Annotated in this window: 14 protein-coding genes; 7 read left to right on the top strand and 7 right to left on the bottom strand. The window is 72.8% G+C overall.

Features of this window, described 5'->3' with window-relative positions; all coding sequences use genetic code 11:
- Nucleotides 1-358: 358 nt before the first annotated feature.
- From K8612_RS37905 to K8612_RS37890, 4 genes are all read left to right on the top strand, one after another.
- Complete coding sequence (locus tag K8612_RS37905; RefSeq protein WP_223765801.1) at nucleotides 359-2,707, top strand: GMC family oxidoreductase N-terminal domain-containing protein; 2,349 nt, start codon at nucleotides 359-361, stop codon at nucleotides 2,705-2,707.
- Between the two features lie 104 nt (nucleotides 2,708-2,811).
- Nucleotides 2,812-3,327: a DUF2267 domain-containing protein gene (locus K8612_RS37900; RefSeq protein ID WP_223743691.1), complete on the top strand. Its 516-nt coding sequence runs from the start codon at nucleotides 2,812-2,814 to the stop codon at nucleotides 3,325-3,327.
- Between the two features lie 45 nt (nucleotides 3,328-3,372).
- Complete coding sequence (locus K8612_RS37895; protein WP_014394349.1) at nucleotides 3,373-3,630, top strand: acyl-CoA-binding protein; 258 nt, start codon at nucleotides 3,373-3,375, stop codon at nucleotides 3,628-3,630.
- Between the two features lie 12 nt (nucleotides 3,631-3,642).
- Entirely contained in the window at nucleotides 3,643-4,812 is a 1,170-nt protein-coding gene (locus K8612_RS37890; RefSeq protein ID WP_223743692.1) for a metallophosphoesterase, read from the top strand.
- An 8-nt stretch (nucleotides 4,813-4,820) separates the two neighbouring features.
- Here the strand turns inward: K8612_RS37890 and K8612_RS37885 are convergent, their stop codons facing one another.
- From K8612_RS37885 to K8612_RS37875, 3 genes are all read right to left on the bottom strand, one after another.
- Nucleotides 4,821-5,249 carry a Mov34/MPN/PAD-1 family protein gene (locus K8612_RS37885; protein WP_223743693.1) on the bottom strand — a complete coding sequence of 143 codons (429 nt, stop codon included), beginning with the start codon at nucleotides 5,247-5,249 and terminating at the stop codon, nucleotides 4,821-4,823.
- Between the two features lie 64 nt (nucleotides 5,250-5,313).
- On the bottom strand, nucleotides 5,314-6,558 hold the full coding sequence (locus K8612_RS37880) for a hypothetical protein (RefSeq protein WP_223765800.1): 1,245 nt from the start codon (nucleotides 6,556-6,558) through the stop codon (nucleotides 5,314-5,316).
- 16 nt (nucleotides 6,559-6,574) lie between these two features.
- Nucleotides 6,575-8,335: a VWA domain-containing protein gene (locus K8612_RS37875; RefSeq protein WP_223765799.1), complete on the bottom strand. Its 1,761-nt coding sequence runs from the start codon at nucleotides 8,333-8,335 to the stop codon at nucleotides 6,575-6,577.
- A gap of 486 nt (nucleotides 8,336-8,821) precedes the next feature.
- Here K8612_RS37875 and K8612_RS37870 point away from each other — a divergent pair, with 486 nt between their 5' ends.
- Both K8612_RS37870 and K8612_RS37865 read left to right on the top strand, forming a co-directional pair.
- Entirely contained in the window at nucleotides 8,822-9,493 is a 672-nt protein-coding gene (locus K8612_RS37870) for an RNA polymerase sigma factor (RefSeq protein ID WP_223743696.1), read from the top strand.
- Nucleotides 9,494-9,539: 46 nt separating this feature from the next.
- Nucleotides 9,540-10,730: a zf-HC2 domain-containing protein gene (locus tag K8612_RS37865; RefSeq protein ID WP_223765798.1), complete on the top strand. Its 1,191-nt coding sequence runs from the start codon at nucleotides 9,540-9,542 to the stop codon at nucleotides 10,728-10,730.
- 49 nt (nucleotides 10,731-10,779) lie between these two features.
- Here the strand turns inward: K8612_RS37865 and K8612_RS37860 are convergent, their stop codons facing one another.
- From K8612_RS37860 to K8612_RS37845, 4 genes are all read right to left on the bottom strand, one after another.
- Nucleotides 10,780-12,156: an AraC family transcriptional regulator gene (locus K8612_RS37860; RefSeq protein ID WP_223765797.1), complete on the bottom strand. Its 1,377-nt coding sequence runs from the start codon at nucleotides 12,154-12,156 to the stop codon at nucleotides 10,780-10,782.
- A gap of 11 nt (nucleotides 12,157-12,167) precedes the next feature.
- Entirely contained in the window at nucleotides 12,168-12,704 is a 537-nt protein-coding gene (locus K8612_RS37855; RefSeq protein ID WP_223743699.1) for a zf-HC2 domain-containing protein, read from the bottom strand.
- The gene (locus K8612_RS37850) at nucleotides 12,701-13,339 is read right to left on the bottom strand and encodes an RNA polymerase sigma factor (protein ID WP_223743700.1); all 639 of its coding nucleotides are present in this window, start codon (nucleotides 13,337-13,339) and stop codon (nucleotides 12,701-12,703) included. Before K8612_RS37850 ends, K8612_RS37855 begins: the two co-directional genes overlap by 4 nt.
- 128 nt (nucleotides 13,340-13,467) lie before the next feature.
- Nucleotides 13,468-13,938: a PaaI family thioesterase gene (locus K8612_RS37845; RefSeq protein ID WP_223743701.1), complete on the bottom strand. Its 471-nt coding sequence runs from the start codon at nucleotides 13,936-13,938 to the stop codon at nucleotides 13,468-13,470.
- A 141-nt stretch (nucleotides 13,939-14,079) separates the two neighbouring features.
- Here K8612_RS37845 and K8612_RS37840 point away from each other — a divergent pair, with 141 nt between their 5' ends.
- Nucleotides 14,080-16,404: an ATP-dependent helicase gene (locus K8612_RS37840; RefSeq protein WP_373692169.1), complete on the top strand. Its 2,325-nt coding sequence runs from the start codon at nucleotides 14,080-14,082 to the stop codon at nucleotides 16,402-16,404.
- Nucleotides 16,405-16,427: the final 23 nt, after the last annotated feature.

Genomic DNA, 16,427 nt, shown 5'->3' with positions numbered 1-16,427 from the left:
TCGAAGCTCCTGTCCCCCTTGTCGCTTGGCAGCCGGCCAACTGGCCTCGCTATTCCGCGCAGACCTCCAGTCGGACAGGTTCTGGCTCCTCGCGCTGGTGGGGGCCGGGTCGATTTCGGCTCAAGGATGCGAGCCCTTCGCGTCTGTCCGACAGGAATGACCCCGCGGGTTGGCGGTCTGCCGTCCTGGCGGGCAGAGGGGCCCCTGTCCTCGCGGACAGGCGGTAGGCATGGGGACGGACGGCGAGTGGATCCGCGCCGCTGGACCGCGCAGCATGCGGCCCCCGTCCCGGATGTCACCGGTGGGGAATAAAACCAGCATCTGGAAGATGGCGGCGGTCAGGCCGCCCGAGGTGAGCATGCGCAGGCTGTCATCCCCGTGGAGTGAGCTGGCATCCCACTACCCCGTGGTCGTCGTGGGGTCGGGCTATGGCGGAGGCATCACCGCCAGCCGGCTGTCACGCGCGGGGCAGCAGGTCTGCGTGCTGGAGCGTGGCCGGGAAATGCACCCGGGGGAGATGCCTCGCACGCCCGCGCAGGCGGTGGCCGAGTTCCAGCTCCACTGCGCCCCAGGCCAGGGCGACCTGGACGTGGGCAGCCCCACCGGCCTCATCGAGGTCCACCGCAACGGTGACGTGTCCGTCATCGACGGCTGCGGCCTGGGCGGCACGTCGCTCATCAACGCTGGCGTGACGATGCGGCCCGACCCCCGCGTGTTCGAGGACCCCCGCTGGCCCCAGGCCCTGCGCGACGACGTGCACGGCCTCTTGGAGGACGGCTTCGCGCACGCGGAGCTGATGCTGCGGCCCCTGCCGTACCCGGAGGACCACCCGCCGCTGCAGAAGCTCAAGACGTTCGGCATCTCCGCGGAGAAGCTGGGTGGACGGCTGACGCGGCCTCCGGTGGCGGTGACGTTCGAGGCGGGCGTCAACGCCGCGGGCGTGCGGCAGCCGGGGTGCTCGCTGTGCGGTGACTGCGCCACGGGCTGCAACACCGGCGCGAAGAACACCGTGCTGATGAACTACCTGCCGGACGCGCACGCGCACGGGGCCCGCATCTTCACCGAGGTGTCGGTGCGCGCGGTGGTGCCGGACGGCGCGAAGTGGCGCGTCTACTACCGCCCCCTCAACACCGGCCGCGAGCGCTTCGACGCGCCCGACGCCTGGCTCACCGCGGACCGCGTCGTCCTGGCGGCCGGCACCATGGGCACGGCGGAGATCCTGCTGCGCTCGCGCGAGCGCGGCCTGTCCGTGTCCTCGAAGCTGGGCCACCGCTTCAGCAGCAACGGCGACGTGCTGGCCTTCGGCTACAACCTGGACATGCCCGTCCACGGCGTGGGCCACGGCGAGCAGGACCACGAGACGCGCGACCCGGTGGGCCCCTGCATCGCGGGCGTCATCGACCAGCGCGACACCGCGCGCCTGGACGAGGGGATGATCATCGAGGAGGGCGCCATCCCCGGCGCGCTCGCGTCGCTGATGCCCGCGGCGCTCGCGGGGGCCGCGGCGCTGGTGGGCGAGGACACCGACGAGGGCATCCTGGACTGGGTCCAGGAGCGGCTGCGCCAGGCGGACAGCTTCGTGCGCGGGCCGGACCACGGTGCGGTGGAGCACACGCAGACGCTGATGGTGATGTCGCACGACGAGGGCAAGGGCGAGCTGCGGCTGGAGCACGACCGCGTGCGCCTGCACTGGCCGGACGCCGGCCGCGACCCGCAGCTCACCCGCATCGAGGAGCGCCTGCGCCGCGCCACCGCCGCGCTGGGCGGCACCTTCGTGCGCTACCCGCTCTGGTCCGAGGCCTTCGGCAAGGAGCTGTTGTGCACGCACCCGCTGGGCGGCTGTGTCATGGCCGAGCGGGCGGAGGACGGCGTGGTGGACCACGAGGGGCGCGTCTTCTCCGGCGCCTCCGGCCACGCGGTGCACGAGGGGCTGTACGTGTCCGACGGCTCCGTGGTGCCGCGCTCGCTGGGCATCAACCCGCTGCTCACCATCTCCGCCGTCGCCGAGCGCGCCTGCGCCCTGATGGCCCGGCGCCACGGGTGGACCATCGACTACGCGCCGCTGCCGGAGGCCTCGGCGCCCCAGGCCCCGGGGCCCGTGGGCGTGCGCTTCACGGAGACGATGCACGGCTTCCTGTCCGGTGACGTGAAGGCGCCGCACCTGGAGGCCGGCGACCCGGAGCGCGACGACGCCACGCCCCTGCGCTTCGTGCTCACCGTGACGGCCGACGACCTGGACGCGACGCTGCGCGACGAGCGCCACCCGTTGAAGCTGATGGGCACGGTGACGGCGCCGGTGCTGTCGTCCCGCCCGCTGGTGGTGACGCGCGGCGAGCTGCGCCTGATGACCCGCGAGCACGCGCGGCCGGGCGGCCAGCGGATGGAGTACCTGCTGCACCTGCTCAGCGAGGCCGGCGAGGCGTACTACCTGGAGGGCTACAAGGACCTCTACGACGACCCGGGCCTGGACCTGTGGAAGGACACCACGACGCTGTTCGTGTCCCTGCACCGGGGGGCCGGACCGGAGGCGCCGTGCATGGGCCGGGGCTTCCTGCGGCTGACGGCGGAGGAGTTCGCGCGCCAGCTCACCACCCTGCGCGTGCTCAACGCCCGGGACGGCGTGCAGCGGGCGGAGGCCCTGGCCCGCTTCGGCGGCTTCTTCTTCGGCGCCCTCTGGGACACGTACGTCCGGCGCGTGGCCGCCTAGCAGTCAGGCAGCCGGCGGACAGTGCGGCAGTCCGCGATGACGTGCCCTCCGGGGCGGGCATGGGCACCCTGTTACCCACCGGGACCGACAGGGAGGAACCCCCCATGGCTGAAGACCGTGATCCGCAGCGCCGCACCGGCGCACCCCAGGACGAGGAGCACGCGGAGGAGCGGCGCGAGCTGTCCATCGAGGAGCGGCGTGCGCGGCGCAGTGCGATGCGGGCCAGTCAGACGTATGCCCGCTTCATCGACCACCTCTGTGACAGGGGCGGCATGTCCCCGAGTGTCGCCCAGCAGGCGGCCGTCTCCGTGCTCTGCGGGCTGGAGCAGCGCATCCAGGCGGAGGAGTCCCACGACCTGGAGGCGCAGTTGCCGCGCAAGCTCACGGAGCTGTTGCACCGGTGCGAGCGCCACGACGCCGAGCCCCGTCCGTCCAGGTTCGGCCGCGACGAGCTGCTGAAGCTGGTGGGCGAGGACCTGGCCCTGAATCCGGACGCCGTGGAGCCCGTGGTGCGCGCGGTGATGGACGCCGTCCGTCATCAAATCAGCGAAGGCGAGGCGGAGGACGTGAGCGCCCAACTGCCGGAGGACATCCGCCACCTTTGGCTGCCGACGATGTGAGGCCGGCTGTTAAGGTCTCCGGCACACGCTTGCCGGAGACCGCGCATGGCCCTCGATGATGACTTCAGCGCCGCCCAGAGCCGGGTGAAGACGCTGTCCAAGGCCCCCTCGAACGACACGCTGCTGGAGCTGTATTCGCTCTACAAGCAGGGCACGGAAGGGGACGTGCAGGGCAAGCGCCCCGGCATGCTCGATATCAAGGGCCGCGCGAAGTACGACGCGTGGGCCGGCCGCAAGGGGCTGGCGAAGGACGCCGCGAAGCAGCAGTACGTGGCGCTCGTGGACAAGCTCCTGCGCGGGTAGACACGGCCCCTCATGCCCCCATGGCTCCGGATGGCGCTGTTCCTCGTGCCGGTCACCGCGCTGCTCGCGCTGGCGCACGTCTACCTGTACCGCCGGCTGGTTCGCGACGTGACGCCGAGCAGGGGCCTTCGCCGCGCGGGGATGGGGCTCTTCGCCGGGGGGCTGGTGGGCTCCCTGGGCGCCCGGATGGTCGGGGGGATGTTCTCCTCCGACGTGGCGTGGTGGACGGGCATCGCCCTGCTGGTGTGGATGGGGCTGGTGCTCTACCTGTTCATGTTCACCCTGGGGCTGGACGTGGTTCGGGGCGCTGTCACGAAGGCACGCAAGCCTCCGGAGCCGCCGTCGCCCGAGCGCCGGGCCTTCCTCGCCCGGGGGCTCGCGACGGGGGCCACCGTGGCGGGGGCGACGGTGAGCACCTTTGGCACCTGGCGCGCGTTCCACCCGCCGGACGTGCGGGACATCCCGGTGCGGCTGCCCGGGCTGCCCAAGGCGCTGGAGGGCTTCACGCTGGTGCAGCTCACCGACATCCACATCGGCGGGGTGTTGCAGCGCCGCTTCGTGGACGAGCTGGTGGCGCGCGCCAACGCGCTCAAGCCGGACCTCATCGCGGTGACGGGCGACCTGGTGGACGGCACGGTGCCGGAGCTGGGGCGCTACGTGGGCGGCTTCGGCGCGCTCAAGGCCCGGCACGGCGCGTACTTCGTCACCGGCAACCACGACTACTACTCCGGCGTGGAGGCGTGGACGCAGTTCGTCCGGGGGCTGGGCATCACCGTGCTGCGCAACCGCGCCGTGTCCATCGGGGACGCGGGCGCGTCCTTCGACCTCCTGGGCGTGGACGACTGGAGCGCGAGCCGGTTCGGTGAGGCCGGGTATGACCTGGACGCGGCGATGAAGGGCTTGAGGCCGGACCGCGCGTCGGTGCTGCTGGCGCACCAGCCCTCCAACTTCGAGGTGGTGGCCCAGCGGGGCGTGGGGCTCCAGATTTCAGGCCATACGCACGGCGGGCAGATGTTCCCGGGCAACGTGCTGGGGCAGCTCATCTGGGGGGAGCAGAACGCGGGGCTGAGCCGGTTGGGCGGCTCCCACCTCTACGTCAGCCGCGGGTGCGGCTTCGTGGGGCCTCCCATGCGCGTCGCCGCGCCGCCGGAGATTGCCCGCATCATCCTGCTGCCGGGCTGAACAACGGCTCACGGCTTGCGGTGGGCTCCGTCCAGGAGCAGGCCGTCTTCCTGGAGGATGGTGGGACCGGGACGGGGCCGGCCATACAGGAGCCCCGAGGCGATGCGCAGCGGCGCGGCCCAGGCGGGCTCGTCGCGCACCAGCACGTCCTCGCCGCCGATGCGGACCACCATGCCGTCGGGGGCCACCACGGAGAAGCGCAGTGGCCGGCCCAGCGCGGCCTGGAGCGCGGCCATGGTCGTCTCGTCCTCCTGCGAGAAGGCCAGCGGGCCCTCCGGGTGGCTGTGGGTGATCTCCACCAGTGTGTCCCTCAGGCTCCAGATGGCTTCCCACCGGGGGCGGGAGTCCGGCAGCGCCAGGGGGTCGTCGAAGGAGTCGCCCCACAACACCCGGTCCTCCGGTCCGATGAGCAGGCACACCTCGCGCGTCGTCGACATGAAGTCCTTCCTCCCGAATGGCCCGTACCGACGCGGGGGAAGGGCCCGGCCCGACACGCGGGTTTCAGGCGTGCCGGGTGATGACCAGCGCGTCCGTGTCGATGGCCTCCTTGAGCACGGACGGCAGGCTCTCCAGGGTGACCCGGTGGTCCGCGCCCGCCAGGCACACGCCCGCGTCGCGCACCCGCAGCGTCGCGGCCTCCACCACCGTGACGAAGCGCTCGCCCATGAACGTGTAGATGACCTCGAGCAGGCCGTCCCCCAGCCGGCGGTGGTCCAGCAGCCGCGCGCCGGCCTTGTCCAGCGCGCGCTCCACCCGTGTGTCGGCCTCGGACTCCGCGCGCCAGCGCTCCTGGCGCGCGGGGCCCCGCCCGGTTCGCGTGCCGGCGCGCGCCGAGGCATCCCGCCGCGCTTCCCACGCCTCGCGCTCGCGTGCGGACGGTGTCACCCCGCGGACCCGCTCCGGCCCGGCCCACGCGGCCTCACGGACGTCCGCGCCATGAGGGGGCCGAGCCGAGCCGGGCTCCTGTCGCATCCGCGTACGGGCCCCGTCGCCGTGAAGGACCTCCCAGCTTTCGCGCTCACGCCCTGACAACGCCCGCCCGACTTCGCGCCCCTCCGCGTCCCGCCAGACCTCCGGCGTGCCGGTCTCCTGCGTCCACGCACGCGCCGCTGCTTCGCGCCGGGCCTCCTGCTCCGCCTGCATCCGGATGAAGCGCGCACGCTCCTCCGCCAACCGGCGCAGGCAACGCTCCGCCTCCGCGCGTCCCTCGAGCGCCACGTCGAGCACCCGAGCACGGGCCTCCACCGGCGCGAACGGGATGCCCGTGGCTCGCGACGCCGTCTCCAGCACCGCGAAGCCGAACGCCGCGCGCAGCGACGCGCTCACGCCTCGCGCGTCCCCCAGCGCACGGTCCTCCTCCAACGCTCGACGGGCCGTCTCCTCCGCCTCGCCCTCGAACTCCACGCCCTCGAAGATCAGCGTGCCGTCATGCCAGCGGCGCGCCGTCACCGGCGACAGGCGCGGCGGCTGCTCCTCCGGCATCAACGCCAGCGGCTCCGCCACCGCGCCCTCGCGCACCAACCGCGTCCCCCAGACATGGCCCCGCACGCGCGGCAGCGCCTCCATCCCTTCGGGAGACGCCGGCTCTCGCGCGGTGGCCTCGCGGCCCTTCACCTCGAAGCGCCACCAGCCCGGGGCGACGGGACTGGTGACGCGCAGGCGGCGTGAAGGCGCGTCCACGGTCCCGCCGCCGAAATACGGCAGCACCGCCGACTCCACCTTCCCGAGCAGCTTCCGGTAGTCCACGCCCCTGCCTCCTGCTTCACGCCGCCTTCAAGAGCGGCGTGCTCATCACCCGGTCCACCCAGCCGGACTGGCTGGCCCCCGCCTCGCGCGGAGCGTCCATCAGCGCCTGGAGCACGCGCGGCACCTGGTAGGGGTCCGCGAACTGCCCCACGCTCACCTCGCTGAAGGGCACGCCCAACTGCTTCGCCCCCGAGCGCACCGTGTTGCCGCGCGCCCCCGCCACGCTCACCAGCAGCGCCAGGGCCGCCACGCTGTAGCCACACGCGTGGAAGGCCCGGGCGAACTGGTCCCCCGCCTCGCCCGCCTCGTCACCCACCACCATCACCACCAGCTTCGCCTCCGCCGGGATGCGCACCCCGGCGCGGTGCAGCGCGTGGACACCGGCCGCGTGCACCGTGCCGCCGGACGCCTTCAGCCCGGACAGCATGTGCTGCACCGCCGTGCGGTTCGCCGCCTTGGGCCGCAGCACCGTCCCCATGGTGTCGAACGCCGCCACGTGCAGCTTGTCCATCGGGAAGCCCGCGAGGATGCGCGACAGCGCCTCCTTGGACTGCTCGATGGCGCCCTCCATGGACCCCGACTTGTCGATGAGGAACATCACCCGCACGTCCGCCTCCGCCGTCGCCTCCGCCACCGCCTTCTTCACCGCGTTGTCGCTCGCCTCCTCCAGCTTGCGGCGCACGTCCTCGCTCCGGACATTCTTCGCGATGTTCAGCGAGCGCTGATCCGTGGCGCTCGCCACCGCCCGCTCCCAGCGCGCCTTCACGGACGGCTCCTGCAACAGGCCCAGCTCCTCCAGCGTGGGCGTCATCAGCCGCAGGTCGCGGTCCGACAACGACGGCAGCAGCGTGGCCAGGATGGCGGGCGTGAGGCCCACGTCCTTCGGCAGCCGGCCCACGACCTCCTTGTAGGAGAGCCGCTCCAGCTCAATCCACTCGCAGATCTCCGCCTCGGAGAGGCCGTCGAAGCGCTCGCGCTTCACCAGCGTGAGCCCCCGCAGCCCCACCTGCCGGTGGCCGCCGTCCGCCTGCTTCTGCTTCCAGCCGAGCACCTCGAAGAAGCCCTGCGACTGGGGCTTGTAGCCCGCCTTGCGCGCCAGCTTCTTCAGCGTCTCCTTGTAGCCCGCCTTCACCAGGCCCTGGAGCATGGGCAGGTTCGCCTCACGCGCGGCCAGCCACTTCTGGGCCACGCGCTTCCAGCGGCCCAGCGGCGGCTTGCGCGACGCAGGGTCTCCGAAGCCCGCGGCGCGGTTGAGGCGCGCGATCTCCGGCGTCTCCAGCAGCTCCGCTACGCGCAGCACGGCCTTGGGCGTGAGCATCCGCGTGGAGCGGCGCACGTAGTGCAGCACCATGGCCTCGCCGATGGCGCGGTAGTCGTCGTCGTGGAAGGCGATGGCGCCCTGGCCGTCACGCACGGGCTGGCCCGCGTGCTCCTGCACCAGCATCAGCGCGCAGGTGGCCACCTTCAGGTCGCGCCAGTCCGTCTGCGTCAGCGCGTACGACGCGAAGTGCGCCATCAGCGTCGGGTTGAGGCGGTGGAGCTCCAGCAACTGGCCGTACAGCTTCACCGCGGCGGGCACGAACAGGCCCGGCGCCACCTTGCGGCCGTGCGCGCGCGCCTTGGCGTCCGCGTTGGCGGCGGCCACCCAGGTGCCGTTCACGTCCAGGCCGGGGCGGTGGTGCCACAGGTGGGCGGAGCCGCCGAGCACCACGTCGAGCAGGCGCTCGGCGGGCCCGCGCTGCGTCTCCGGAAGGGTCGTCTGGGTGCGAGCGGTCATGGCGGTCGTCCCCCTTTCGGGGCAGAGGCATGCCCGGGAGGGCTGCCTGGAGTTGGGAGGGAAAAGGTGAGCGCCCGAGTGAGGAAGCCGGAAGGCTGAATTACGAATTCAGTGCCGGACCGCCGGCGGTCCCCCCGCCTTGCGAGCGGAGGGGTGGAGTCGAACCACGGCGTGTAGGGCCTCTTCGGCCGGGCGCTCGAAAGCGATGCGCCCCTGGACGCCCCCTGGCCGGAATCCTGACGGCGCCATTTCCAGGCCTATTTCCGGGGCCTTGCGCGCCCGCCCGGGCCTCCATGGAGGCGACCTGCCGCGTCATCCGGGGCTCCTGAAAAAAGCGTGTCAGGAAACACGGGGGGCCGGAGTCGGGGGTTCTGGTAACCAGTCGGAGGCTGTTCGCGGATGCAACGTGTTAATTTGCCGCGCCACATCCCCGTAACCCAACCTCCCGGGACGAGGACCTCCCGGGACAGCCTCCAGGGTCTTCCGGTGTACGAGCAGCTCACGGATGAGGAATTGTTCGCGGAGGTGACCCGGCGACGCGCCACGGGCGAGGCCGTCGGGACTCCGTTGGGGGCCCTGTGCGCGCGGTGGGCGCGCCCGGCCCGTTACGTCATCGGCAGGATCCAGGGCAGCTACGGCCGCGGTTCGCCGGCGGACGCCGACGAGCTCTTCCAGGACGCGGTGGGGAAGTTCCTCGACCGGGGCCTGGACCAGTTCCGGGGCGTGTCCGAGCAGATGCCGGGCAGGAGCGCGTCTCCCAAGACGTTCTTCCTGCGCATCGTCAAGCACGTCGCCATCGACTTCTACCGGCGGCACCGGGAGGAGCTCGCGCCCGCGCCGTCGTCGCCCGACGACGTCATGGAAGAGACCCCGTCCGAGGTGGCCCGGGCGGTGGAGGGCGCACGGCGTCGCGAGGAGCGCGCCGAGGCGCAGGAAATGTACTGGGCCGCCTACGCCAGGCTCCAGCAGGAGCATCCAAAGGAGGCTTCCGCATGGGAGCTCTATCACCACGAGGACGTGGAGGATCACGAGGAATGCGCACGCCGTTTGAACATCAGCGTGGTGAACTCGTACAAGCGCGTCAGCCGCGCCCAGGCATACCTGCGTCTGTACCTGCTGGAGTTGCAGCGGGACGGAATGCCGGAGGAGCCGTCGTGACGTCTCGCGGGAGTCTGAAAGCTTCCGCCTCGCCCGGGATGTCGCGATGAAGGGCGACGCGCTGTCCCGCTACCAGGCCCGGTACACGCGCCTGGGCGCGGGCCCCCTCTCGGTGGGTGAGCTGTTGGAGGTGGTGGGGGATGTGCTGCGGCGCTCGGACCGGCTCGGCACCCACGGGGTGGAGGAGGCCTTGAAGGGCCTGGGCCGCCCCGAAGTGGAGGCCTGGCTTGGCCAGCAGAAGCCGCAGGCGCTCCAGCCGGTGCTCCTGCGCGCCGCCGAGGAGTCGATGGAGGTGGCGCTGGGCGAGGAGGGTGAAGAAGCGGAGCTGTGGCGCGCGTCCGCGCTGGAAGGACTGGCCGCCCGGGACCGGGCCGCCTCCGCCGCCCGCGCGCTCGTCACCTGGGAGCTGTTGAAGGGCCCGCTGGAGGGGGACGCGGCCGCCGCTCGCGAGCGCTTCCTCGGGGCGCTGGGCCACCTGGACTCCGCGCTGCGCTCCCGGGCGCGCTGGTTCATCCCGCTCAACGCGGAGCGCCGCGCCGAGCGCGACCTGCTGGACCCCGTGGAGCGCCCCGGCGCCTGGTGGTTCTCCGCGAGGGCCGGCTGCGATGACCTGGTGGCGTCCTGGACGGGCCGCCCCATGAAGGACCCCGAGCACCTGAAGGACTGCGCGAGCTGCCGCGCGGACCGGGCGGACACGGCGGTGGTGGATGCTCCCCCGCGTCGCCACCTCACCGACGACGAGCTGTGGAGGCTGGACTCCGGCGAGATGGGCCGCGAGGAGCGCGAGCGCGTGGAGGCCCACACGGCCGGCTGTGGCGAGTGCGCCCAGGCCGTGCTGGCGCTGGAAGAGGGCGACGCCGCCATCGACGAGGCGCTGGAGCTGGATGAGGAAGGCGCGCAGGCCCCGCGCTCGGCGCGCGACTCCCGCGCGGACGTGGCCCGGCGCCCCGGCGCGGCCCGCCTGCCGGAGCACCGCGAGGTGCTGGAGGAGCGGCGCGACTTCCGCGTGGTGCTGGTGCGCGAGCGTCAGCGGGTGAGGCTGCTGGTGCAGCCCCTGGGCGCGAGGCCCGTGACGGCCGCCGTCTTCCTGTCGCCCGGGCGTCCGTCGCTCAAGCCGACGCAGGGACCGGAGGGGCTGTCCTTCGACCTGTCCACGGCGCTGGCCACCGGCGCGCACGCGGCCCACCTCACGGTGCAGGCCGGGCAGGAGACGCTGGAGCGCGACTTCGCCTTCTGAGTGAAGCGCGGAGCGGCGGAGGGTGGGAGCCTTCCGCCTCCGCTCCGCCTCACTGGAGCTGGGAGGAGGGCACGTCCCGGCCGGACGCGTCGTAGGGCTGGGCCGAGCGCACCGGCAGGCGGGGCGGTGGGATGGGGCCCCGCGAGGCGCCGGCCCGCACGCCTCCGGACAGGAACGCCGCCACGAGCTGCGTGAGCGGCGGCCGGGTGGCGAGCGCCACGCCGCACACCTCCAGCCACTGCCGCTCGAAGCGCCCCCGGGTCTGCCGGTACGCGTTGCAGCCCTTGGGCGTGGAGGCGCTCAGGTCCCGCTCGAAGTGCTGCTCATCGGTGCCCCAGCGGATGCGGAGGGAGTCCGGCGTGAGCCGGATGCGCAGCGGCTCTCCGCCCCAGGTGCCCTCGATGAGGGTGGCGGAGCCGCCGGCGCGCACCTTCACCGAGAGGTCCCGCTGCTCGTAGGTGCCGTTCACCTCGATGCCGTGCTCGAAGAGCTCGTCGCCGAACTCGCCCTTCCACGAGGGGCCCTTGCCGAGCACGAGCGGCGTCGCCGTCTGCACGCGCCGCGTGTCGAACCAGGCGGCGCCGACCCGGCCCAGGGGCGCGTTCGCCGTGGGCTGGGGGCCGTCCTCCAGGCCCTGGGGACCGGAGGGCAGGGGCTGCGGAGGGGAGAGCAGGTCCGTGGTCTTCACCGACGCGTCCACCGTCTCGAAGCGCACGCCGCCGAGCCACGCCTGGCCGGTGCCGCTCATGATGAGGCCCGCCATGATGGTGGTGGCCTCCTTCGGCACGTCCAGCACCACGTCGTAGCGCTTGCAGCCGTGGGTGCCCACCAGCGCGCGCGACTGCATGTTGTCGAAGGCGAGCGGCTGCCTGGGGTCCGCGCCCTCCACGCGCATCCACAGCCCCGCCCAGCCCTTCACGTCTTGGTGCCGCACGGCCGCGGAGAAGCGCAAGCGCTTGCCCCGGAAGTCCTGCGCGCTGAAGGCCTGCATGAACGTGCCGAAGCTGTCCGTGGCCTGCGTGCGCGAGCGCAGGAAGGCGCTGCGCGCGCCCTCGCACGGGGAGGCCTCGTCCACGCCGGCCTCGTAGTGCTGGGGCGCGCTCTCCGTGACGTACCAGCCCTGCGGCAGCTTCGTCCGAGAGGCGTCCGGCGTGGCGGGCATGCCGCCGGATGAGGCCGGAGCCGCCGCGCCTGGCTGGGGCGTGGACGCGGCGGTGGCCGTCGTGACGGAGGCCACCTCCGCGCCGGACTTCGCCGCTGGGGTCCGGGGCGGGGGGGCCGGGCTCGGCTTTGGCGCCGCGGCTTCGGGCGTGGCCGCCGCCGTGGACGCGAGCGCCGTCGTGGCGACGGCGGGCGGAGTCCGGGCCGCCGCGAGGGGCGCCCAGAGCGCGAGCAGCAGGCCGGGGATGCGGGTACGGAGCGTCATCACGGAAGTCCTCACAGGGCGGCCGGCCGCGAGCTCAGCGCCACCTGCGTCAGCCCGCTGGACGCGTCGTAGCGGGGGACCTCGCCCTGTCCACCGGGGTGATACACGAGCAGCCCGCGCGCGCTCGCGGACCTGAGGCAGTGCTCCTGCGTGGCCAGGTCCGGGCACGCGACCACGATGTCCCGGGGCGCCTCCTCCGGCTCCCGCGCCGCGAGGACCGGCGCCTCCACGGGCGTCACGGACGGGGAGACCGCTTCCCCTCCGGGCCTCAGCAGCAGGAGCGCGGAGGCCGCCACCGCGACCAGCGCCGCGGCGACGGCGGCGGGGCGGTGCCAGCGCGCGGGGCGCACGACGACCGCGTCTCGCGGCGTGGCGGCGGCGATTTCGTACAACTGCTCCTCCAGCAGGGCCTCCTCCTGGAGCAGCCGCGCGCACGGCTCGCACGTGAGCGTGTGGGCCTCCAGCTCCGCGCAGGCTTCGGGCGGCAGCGCGCCCAGCAGGTACTGCTCCGTGCGGTCGCGGGTGAGGTGGGGCGTGGGCGCGGTCATGGTTGTTCCTCTTCGAGCGCGGTGCGCAGCTTCTTGCGGACCTCGCACAAAATCTGTCGCACGCGCTGGACGGACAGCCCGACGCGGGAGGCGACCTCGGCATGGGGAAGCCCCTGGCCGTCACAGGCCAGGAGGAAGACGTTGCGCGCGCCCGGGGACACCTGCTCCAGCGCGTCCCGGGCGCGGGCGAGCTGCTCCTCCGACACCAGGCGCTTCTCCGCGGACTGCGCGGGGTCCACCGGCTGCTGCCGCTCCGGCAGGTCCTCCACCGTGCCGTCCACCGACTCGCGCCGCGCGCGCCGGGCGTCATCCGCCGCGAGGAACGCCGCCTGCGCGAGCGCGAGTGCCGGCAGCCGCAGCTCCGTGAGCAGGCCGCGCTGCTGCTGCTGGATGAGGCGCGCCCAGGTCTCCTGCGTCAATTCCTGGGCCCGGTCCACCCGGATGCCCCGCGCGAGCAGCGACACCACCACCCGGCGCTGGTGCCGCGCGATGAGCGCGTCCCACGCGGCCCGCTCCCCGGAGAGCGCGCGCCGGGACAGGGCCTCCTCGTCCGGGGCCGCCGGCCGCGCGGCCCTGCCTGTGTCCTGCCGCGACTGGAGGGTCGTCATCCCCAAGCCCTGTACGGCTGCATCCATGCCGTCTTCCCGTTGCGCGCCGCGCTCGTCCCCCGGAGGCCGTTCCTGCCCCGGGCTTCCAGGGAAACGCGCCTCCAGGCCGGACATATCGACGGGAATGGGCAAGGGGGGCCCGGGGTGGGGGGATGTCAGTTGGTGGCGGGGCTCTCGCCAGAGGCCCACGGCTGGTTGGAGACGCGCACCACGCCCTGGCAGCGGGCGCACACCCGGCCTTCCGAGTCCATCAGCTTCGCGGAGGCGAAGAGGGTGGACGGGCCGCCGTTGTCGATGACGGCCTCCACGCGGAGGTGGTTGCCGGTGGCGGGGCGCTCGAAGCTCATGGAGAGCTGGACGGTGGCGCAGCGGCGGGTGGGGTCCCTCAGCGCCGGGGTGCAGCCGATGGCGAAGTCGAAGAGGGCGGAGAGCACGCCACCGTTGACGGCGGAGGCCCCCAGGCCGCCCCGGTGCTGCGCCTGCACCTCCGGGAGCTCCACCACCACCATGCGGCCTTCGGGGAAGGACATCCGGGCGCCGAAGTGGCGCAGGGTGAGGCTCTGGTTGAAGAGCTCCGCGAAGCGGTCGAGCTGGGCCTGGGACGGGCGGGACGGGGTGTCGGACATGGGCGGTGGGCCTTTTATAGCCCACGCTCCTGCCCGTCCCGAGGGCGGACGGCCCGGCGGGCGCCAGGGCTGGCGGAAGACCCGGCACCGGTGCGCGAAAGACGTTAGAAGGCGGGGTTCTTCCCCCTGGTGGAACCCTCCGTGAACGCCCACGAAACCGCCCTCCTCGAAGACCTCAACCCGCCCCAGGCGGAAGCCGTGCTCCACGGCGACGGCCCCCTGCTCGTGCTCTCGGGCGCCGGCAGCGGCAAGACGCGCGTCATCACCCGCCGTGTGGCCCACCTGGTGAAGGTGCGCCGCGTCTTCCCGTGGCGCATCCTGGCCGTCACCTTCACCAACAAGGCCGCGCGCGAGATGCGCGAGCGCCTCACCCAGCTCCTGGGCGCGCAGGCCAACGACCTGGTGGTGAGCACGTTCCACTCGGCCGCGGCCATGATTTTGCGCCGCGAGGCGGAGGCCGTGGGCCTGACGCGGTCCTTCGTCATCTACGACGACGGCGACCAGCTCAACCTGGTGAAGCGCGCCATGCGCGACACGGGCGTGGAGCCGGTGATGCAGCCGCGCGAAATCCTCCACCGCATCGACCAGGAGAAGAACGCCGCGCGGCTGCCGGAGGACATGCGCGTGGAGCAGGAGGACATCCGCGGGCAGATCGTCAAGCGCGTGTACGCGGGCTACCAGAAGCTCCTGCGCGCGGCGAACGCGGTGGACTTCGGGGACCTGCTGCTGCTGCTCGTGAAGCTCTTCCGCGACCGGCCGGACGTGCTGGACCGCTACCGCACGCGCTTCACGCACGTGCTGGTGGACGAGTTCCAGGACACCAACCCCGTGCAGTACGCGCTCCTGCGGCAGCTTGCCCCGCCGCCGTCCGCGAACCTGGTGGTGGTGGGCGACGACGACCAGTCCATCTACCGCTGGCGCGGCGCGGACGTGGACAACATCCTCCAGTTCCCCAAGCAGTACCCGGGCGCGAGGGTGGTGAAGCTGGAGCAGAACTACCGCTCCGACCAGAACATCCTCACCGCCGCGCACGAGGTCATCTCCAAGAACCCGCGCCGCATGCAGAAGAAGCTCTGGAGCGAGCGGCCCAAGGGGGAGAACCTGGAGCTGCTGCTGCACCGCGACGAGCGCGCGGAGGCGCAGGAGGTGGCCCGGCGCATCCTGGCCGTCCAGCGCGAGGGCTTCATCAAGTTCTCCAGCATGGCGGTGTTCTACCGGACCAACGCGCAGAGCCGCGTGCTGGAAGAGGCGCTGCGGCTGGCGCGCGTGCCGTACCAGTTGGTGAGCGGGCGCAGCTTCTACGACCGCGCGGAGGTGCGTGACGCGTCCGCGTACCTGCGGCTGATGGTGAACCCGCGCTCGGACGCGGACCTGCTGCGCGTGCTCAACGTGCCGGCGCGCGGCATCGGTGACACCACCGAGGAGCGGCTGACGGACTTCGCGAACGAGCAGGGCCTGAGCCTCTACGAGGCCCTGGGCGAGCGCCACCGCATCCCGTCCCTCAACGCCACCGCGCAGAAGCGCCTGGGCGGCTTCCACCAACTGCTCCAGTCGCTGCACGCCTTCTCGCTGACGGCGAAGGACGCGGCGGGCGCGGTGGACCAGATGCTGAAGGAGACGAAGCTGGTGGAGACGCTCGTCGCGGAGGGCAGCGACGAGGCGCTCACCCGCGCGGAGAACCTGAAGGAACTGCTGGGCGCGGCGCAGGAGTTCGACCTGAAGCGCGCGGCCGACATGGTGGCCTCCGCCCAGGCGGCGGAGGCGCGCGAGGAGGAGGCGCCGGAGGGCGTGGACTCCGCGCCGCTCACCGCGGACATCCCGCCCCTTCAGTCCTTCCTGGAGCAGATCAGCCTGGTGGGCGAGGCGGACGCGGAGGTGAGCGAGGGCCGCGTGGCGCTGATGACGCTGCACGCGGCCAAGGGCCTGGAGTTCGACGCCGTGTTCCTCACCGGCCTGGAGGAGGGCGTCTTCCCGCACTCGCGCGCGCTCAAGAGCGACGACCCGGACGGCGGCGAGGAGATGGCCGAGGAGCGCCGGCTCTGCTACGTGGGCTTCACCCGCGCGCGCAAGCGGCTCTTCGTGAGCCTGGCGCAGTGCCGCTCCCTCTTCGGTGAGCTCAAGTACAACCCGCCCAGCCGCTTCCTCGCGGACGTGCCGCAGGCGTTGTTCGGCTTCAAGGAGAACGACCTGCCGCCCCCGCCGCGCGCCGCCGCCATGCCGCAGCGCCGCCGCAACTGGGACGATGACGAGGCGGGCCCGCGCGTGGACCGCAGCTATTCACAGGCCTCGTCCGACATGGAGGGCGTGGGCGGCGACGTGCGCGGCATGCGCGTGCGCCACGAACAGTTCGGCTCCGGCCGAATCGTCGCCGCGGAGGGGTCAGGCCCCAACGCCAAGGTCACCGTGGAGTTCGGCGGCAACGTGGGCCTCAAGCGCGTCATCGCGCGCTTCCTCATTCCCGGGTGATCCGGTGCCGGCGGCGGTTTCCA

This window comes from Corallococcus sp. AS-1-6 (assembly GCF_020037015.1).
Classification (GTDB): Bacteria; Myxococcota; Myxococcia; order Myxococcales; family Myxococcaceae; genus Corallococcus.
Note: the sequence above shows the minus strand (reverse complement) of the source record. Positions and strands in the feature narration are given on the sequence as shown.

Coding starts and splice junctions, on each gene's coding strand:
- K8612_RS37905 (WP_223765801.1), top strand. CDS start 359: ATGCGCAGGCTGTCATCCCCGTGGAGTGAGCTGGCATCCCACTACCCC.
- K8612_RS37900 (WP_223743691.1), top strand. CDS start 2,812: ATGGCTGAAGACCGTGATCCGCAGCGCCGCACCGGCGCACCCCAGGAC.
- K8612_RS37895 (WP_014394349.1), top strand. CDS start 3,373: ATGGCCCTCGATGATGACTTCAGCGCCGCCCAGAGCCGGGTGAAGACG.
- K8612_RS37890 (WP_223743692.1), top strand. CDS start 3,643: ATGCCCCCATGGCTCCGGATGGCGCTGTTCCTCGTGCCGGTCACCGCG.
- K8612_RS37885 (WP_223743693.1), bottom strand. CDS start 5,249: ATGTCGACGACGCGCGAGGTGTGCCTGCTCATCGGACCGGAGGACCGG.
- K8612_RS37875 (WP_223765799.1), bottom strand. CDS start 8,335: ATGACCGCTCGCACCCAGACGACCCTTCCGGAGACGCAGCGCGGGCCC.
- K8612_RS37865 (WP_223765798.1), top strand. CDS start 9,540: ATGAAGGGCGACGCGCTGTCCCGCTACCAGGCCCGGTACACGCGCCTG.
- K8612_RS37860 (WP_223765797.1), bottom strand. CDS start 12,156: ATGACGCTCCGTACCCGCATCCCCGGCCTGCTGCTCGCGCTCTGGGCG.
- K8612_RS37855 (WP_223743699.1), bottom strand. CDS start 12,704: ATGACCGCGCCCACGCCCCACCTCACCCGCGACCGCACGGAGCAGTAC.
- K8612_RS37850 (WP_223743700.1), bottom strand. CDS start 13,339: ATGGATGCAGCCGTACAGGGCTTGGGGATGACGACCCTCCAGTCGCGG.
- K8612_RS37845 (WP_223743701.1), bottom strand. CDS start 13,938: ATGTCCGACACCCCGTCCCGCCCGTCCCAGGCCCAGCTCGACCGCTTC.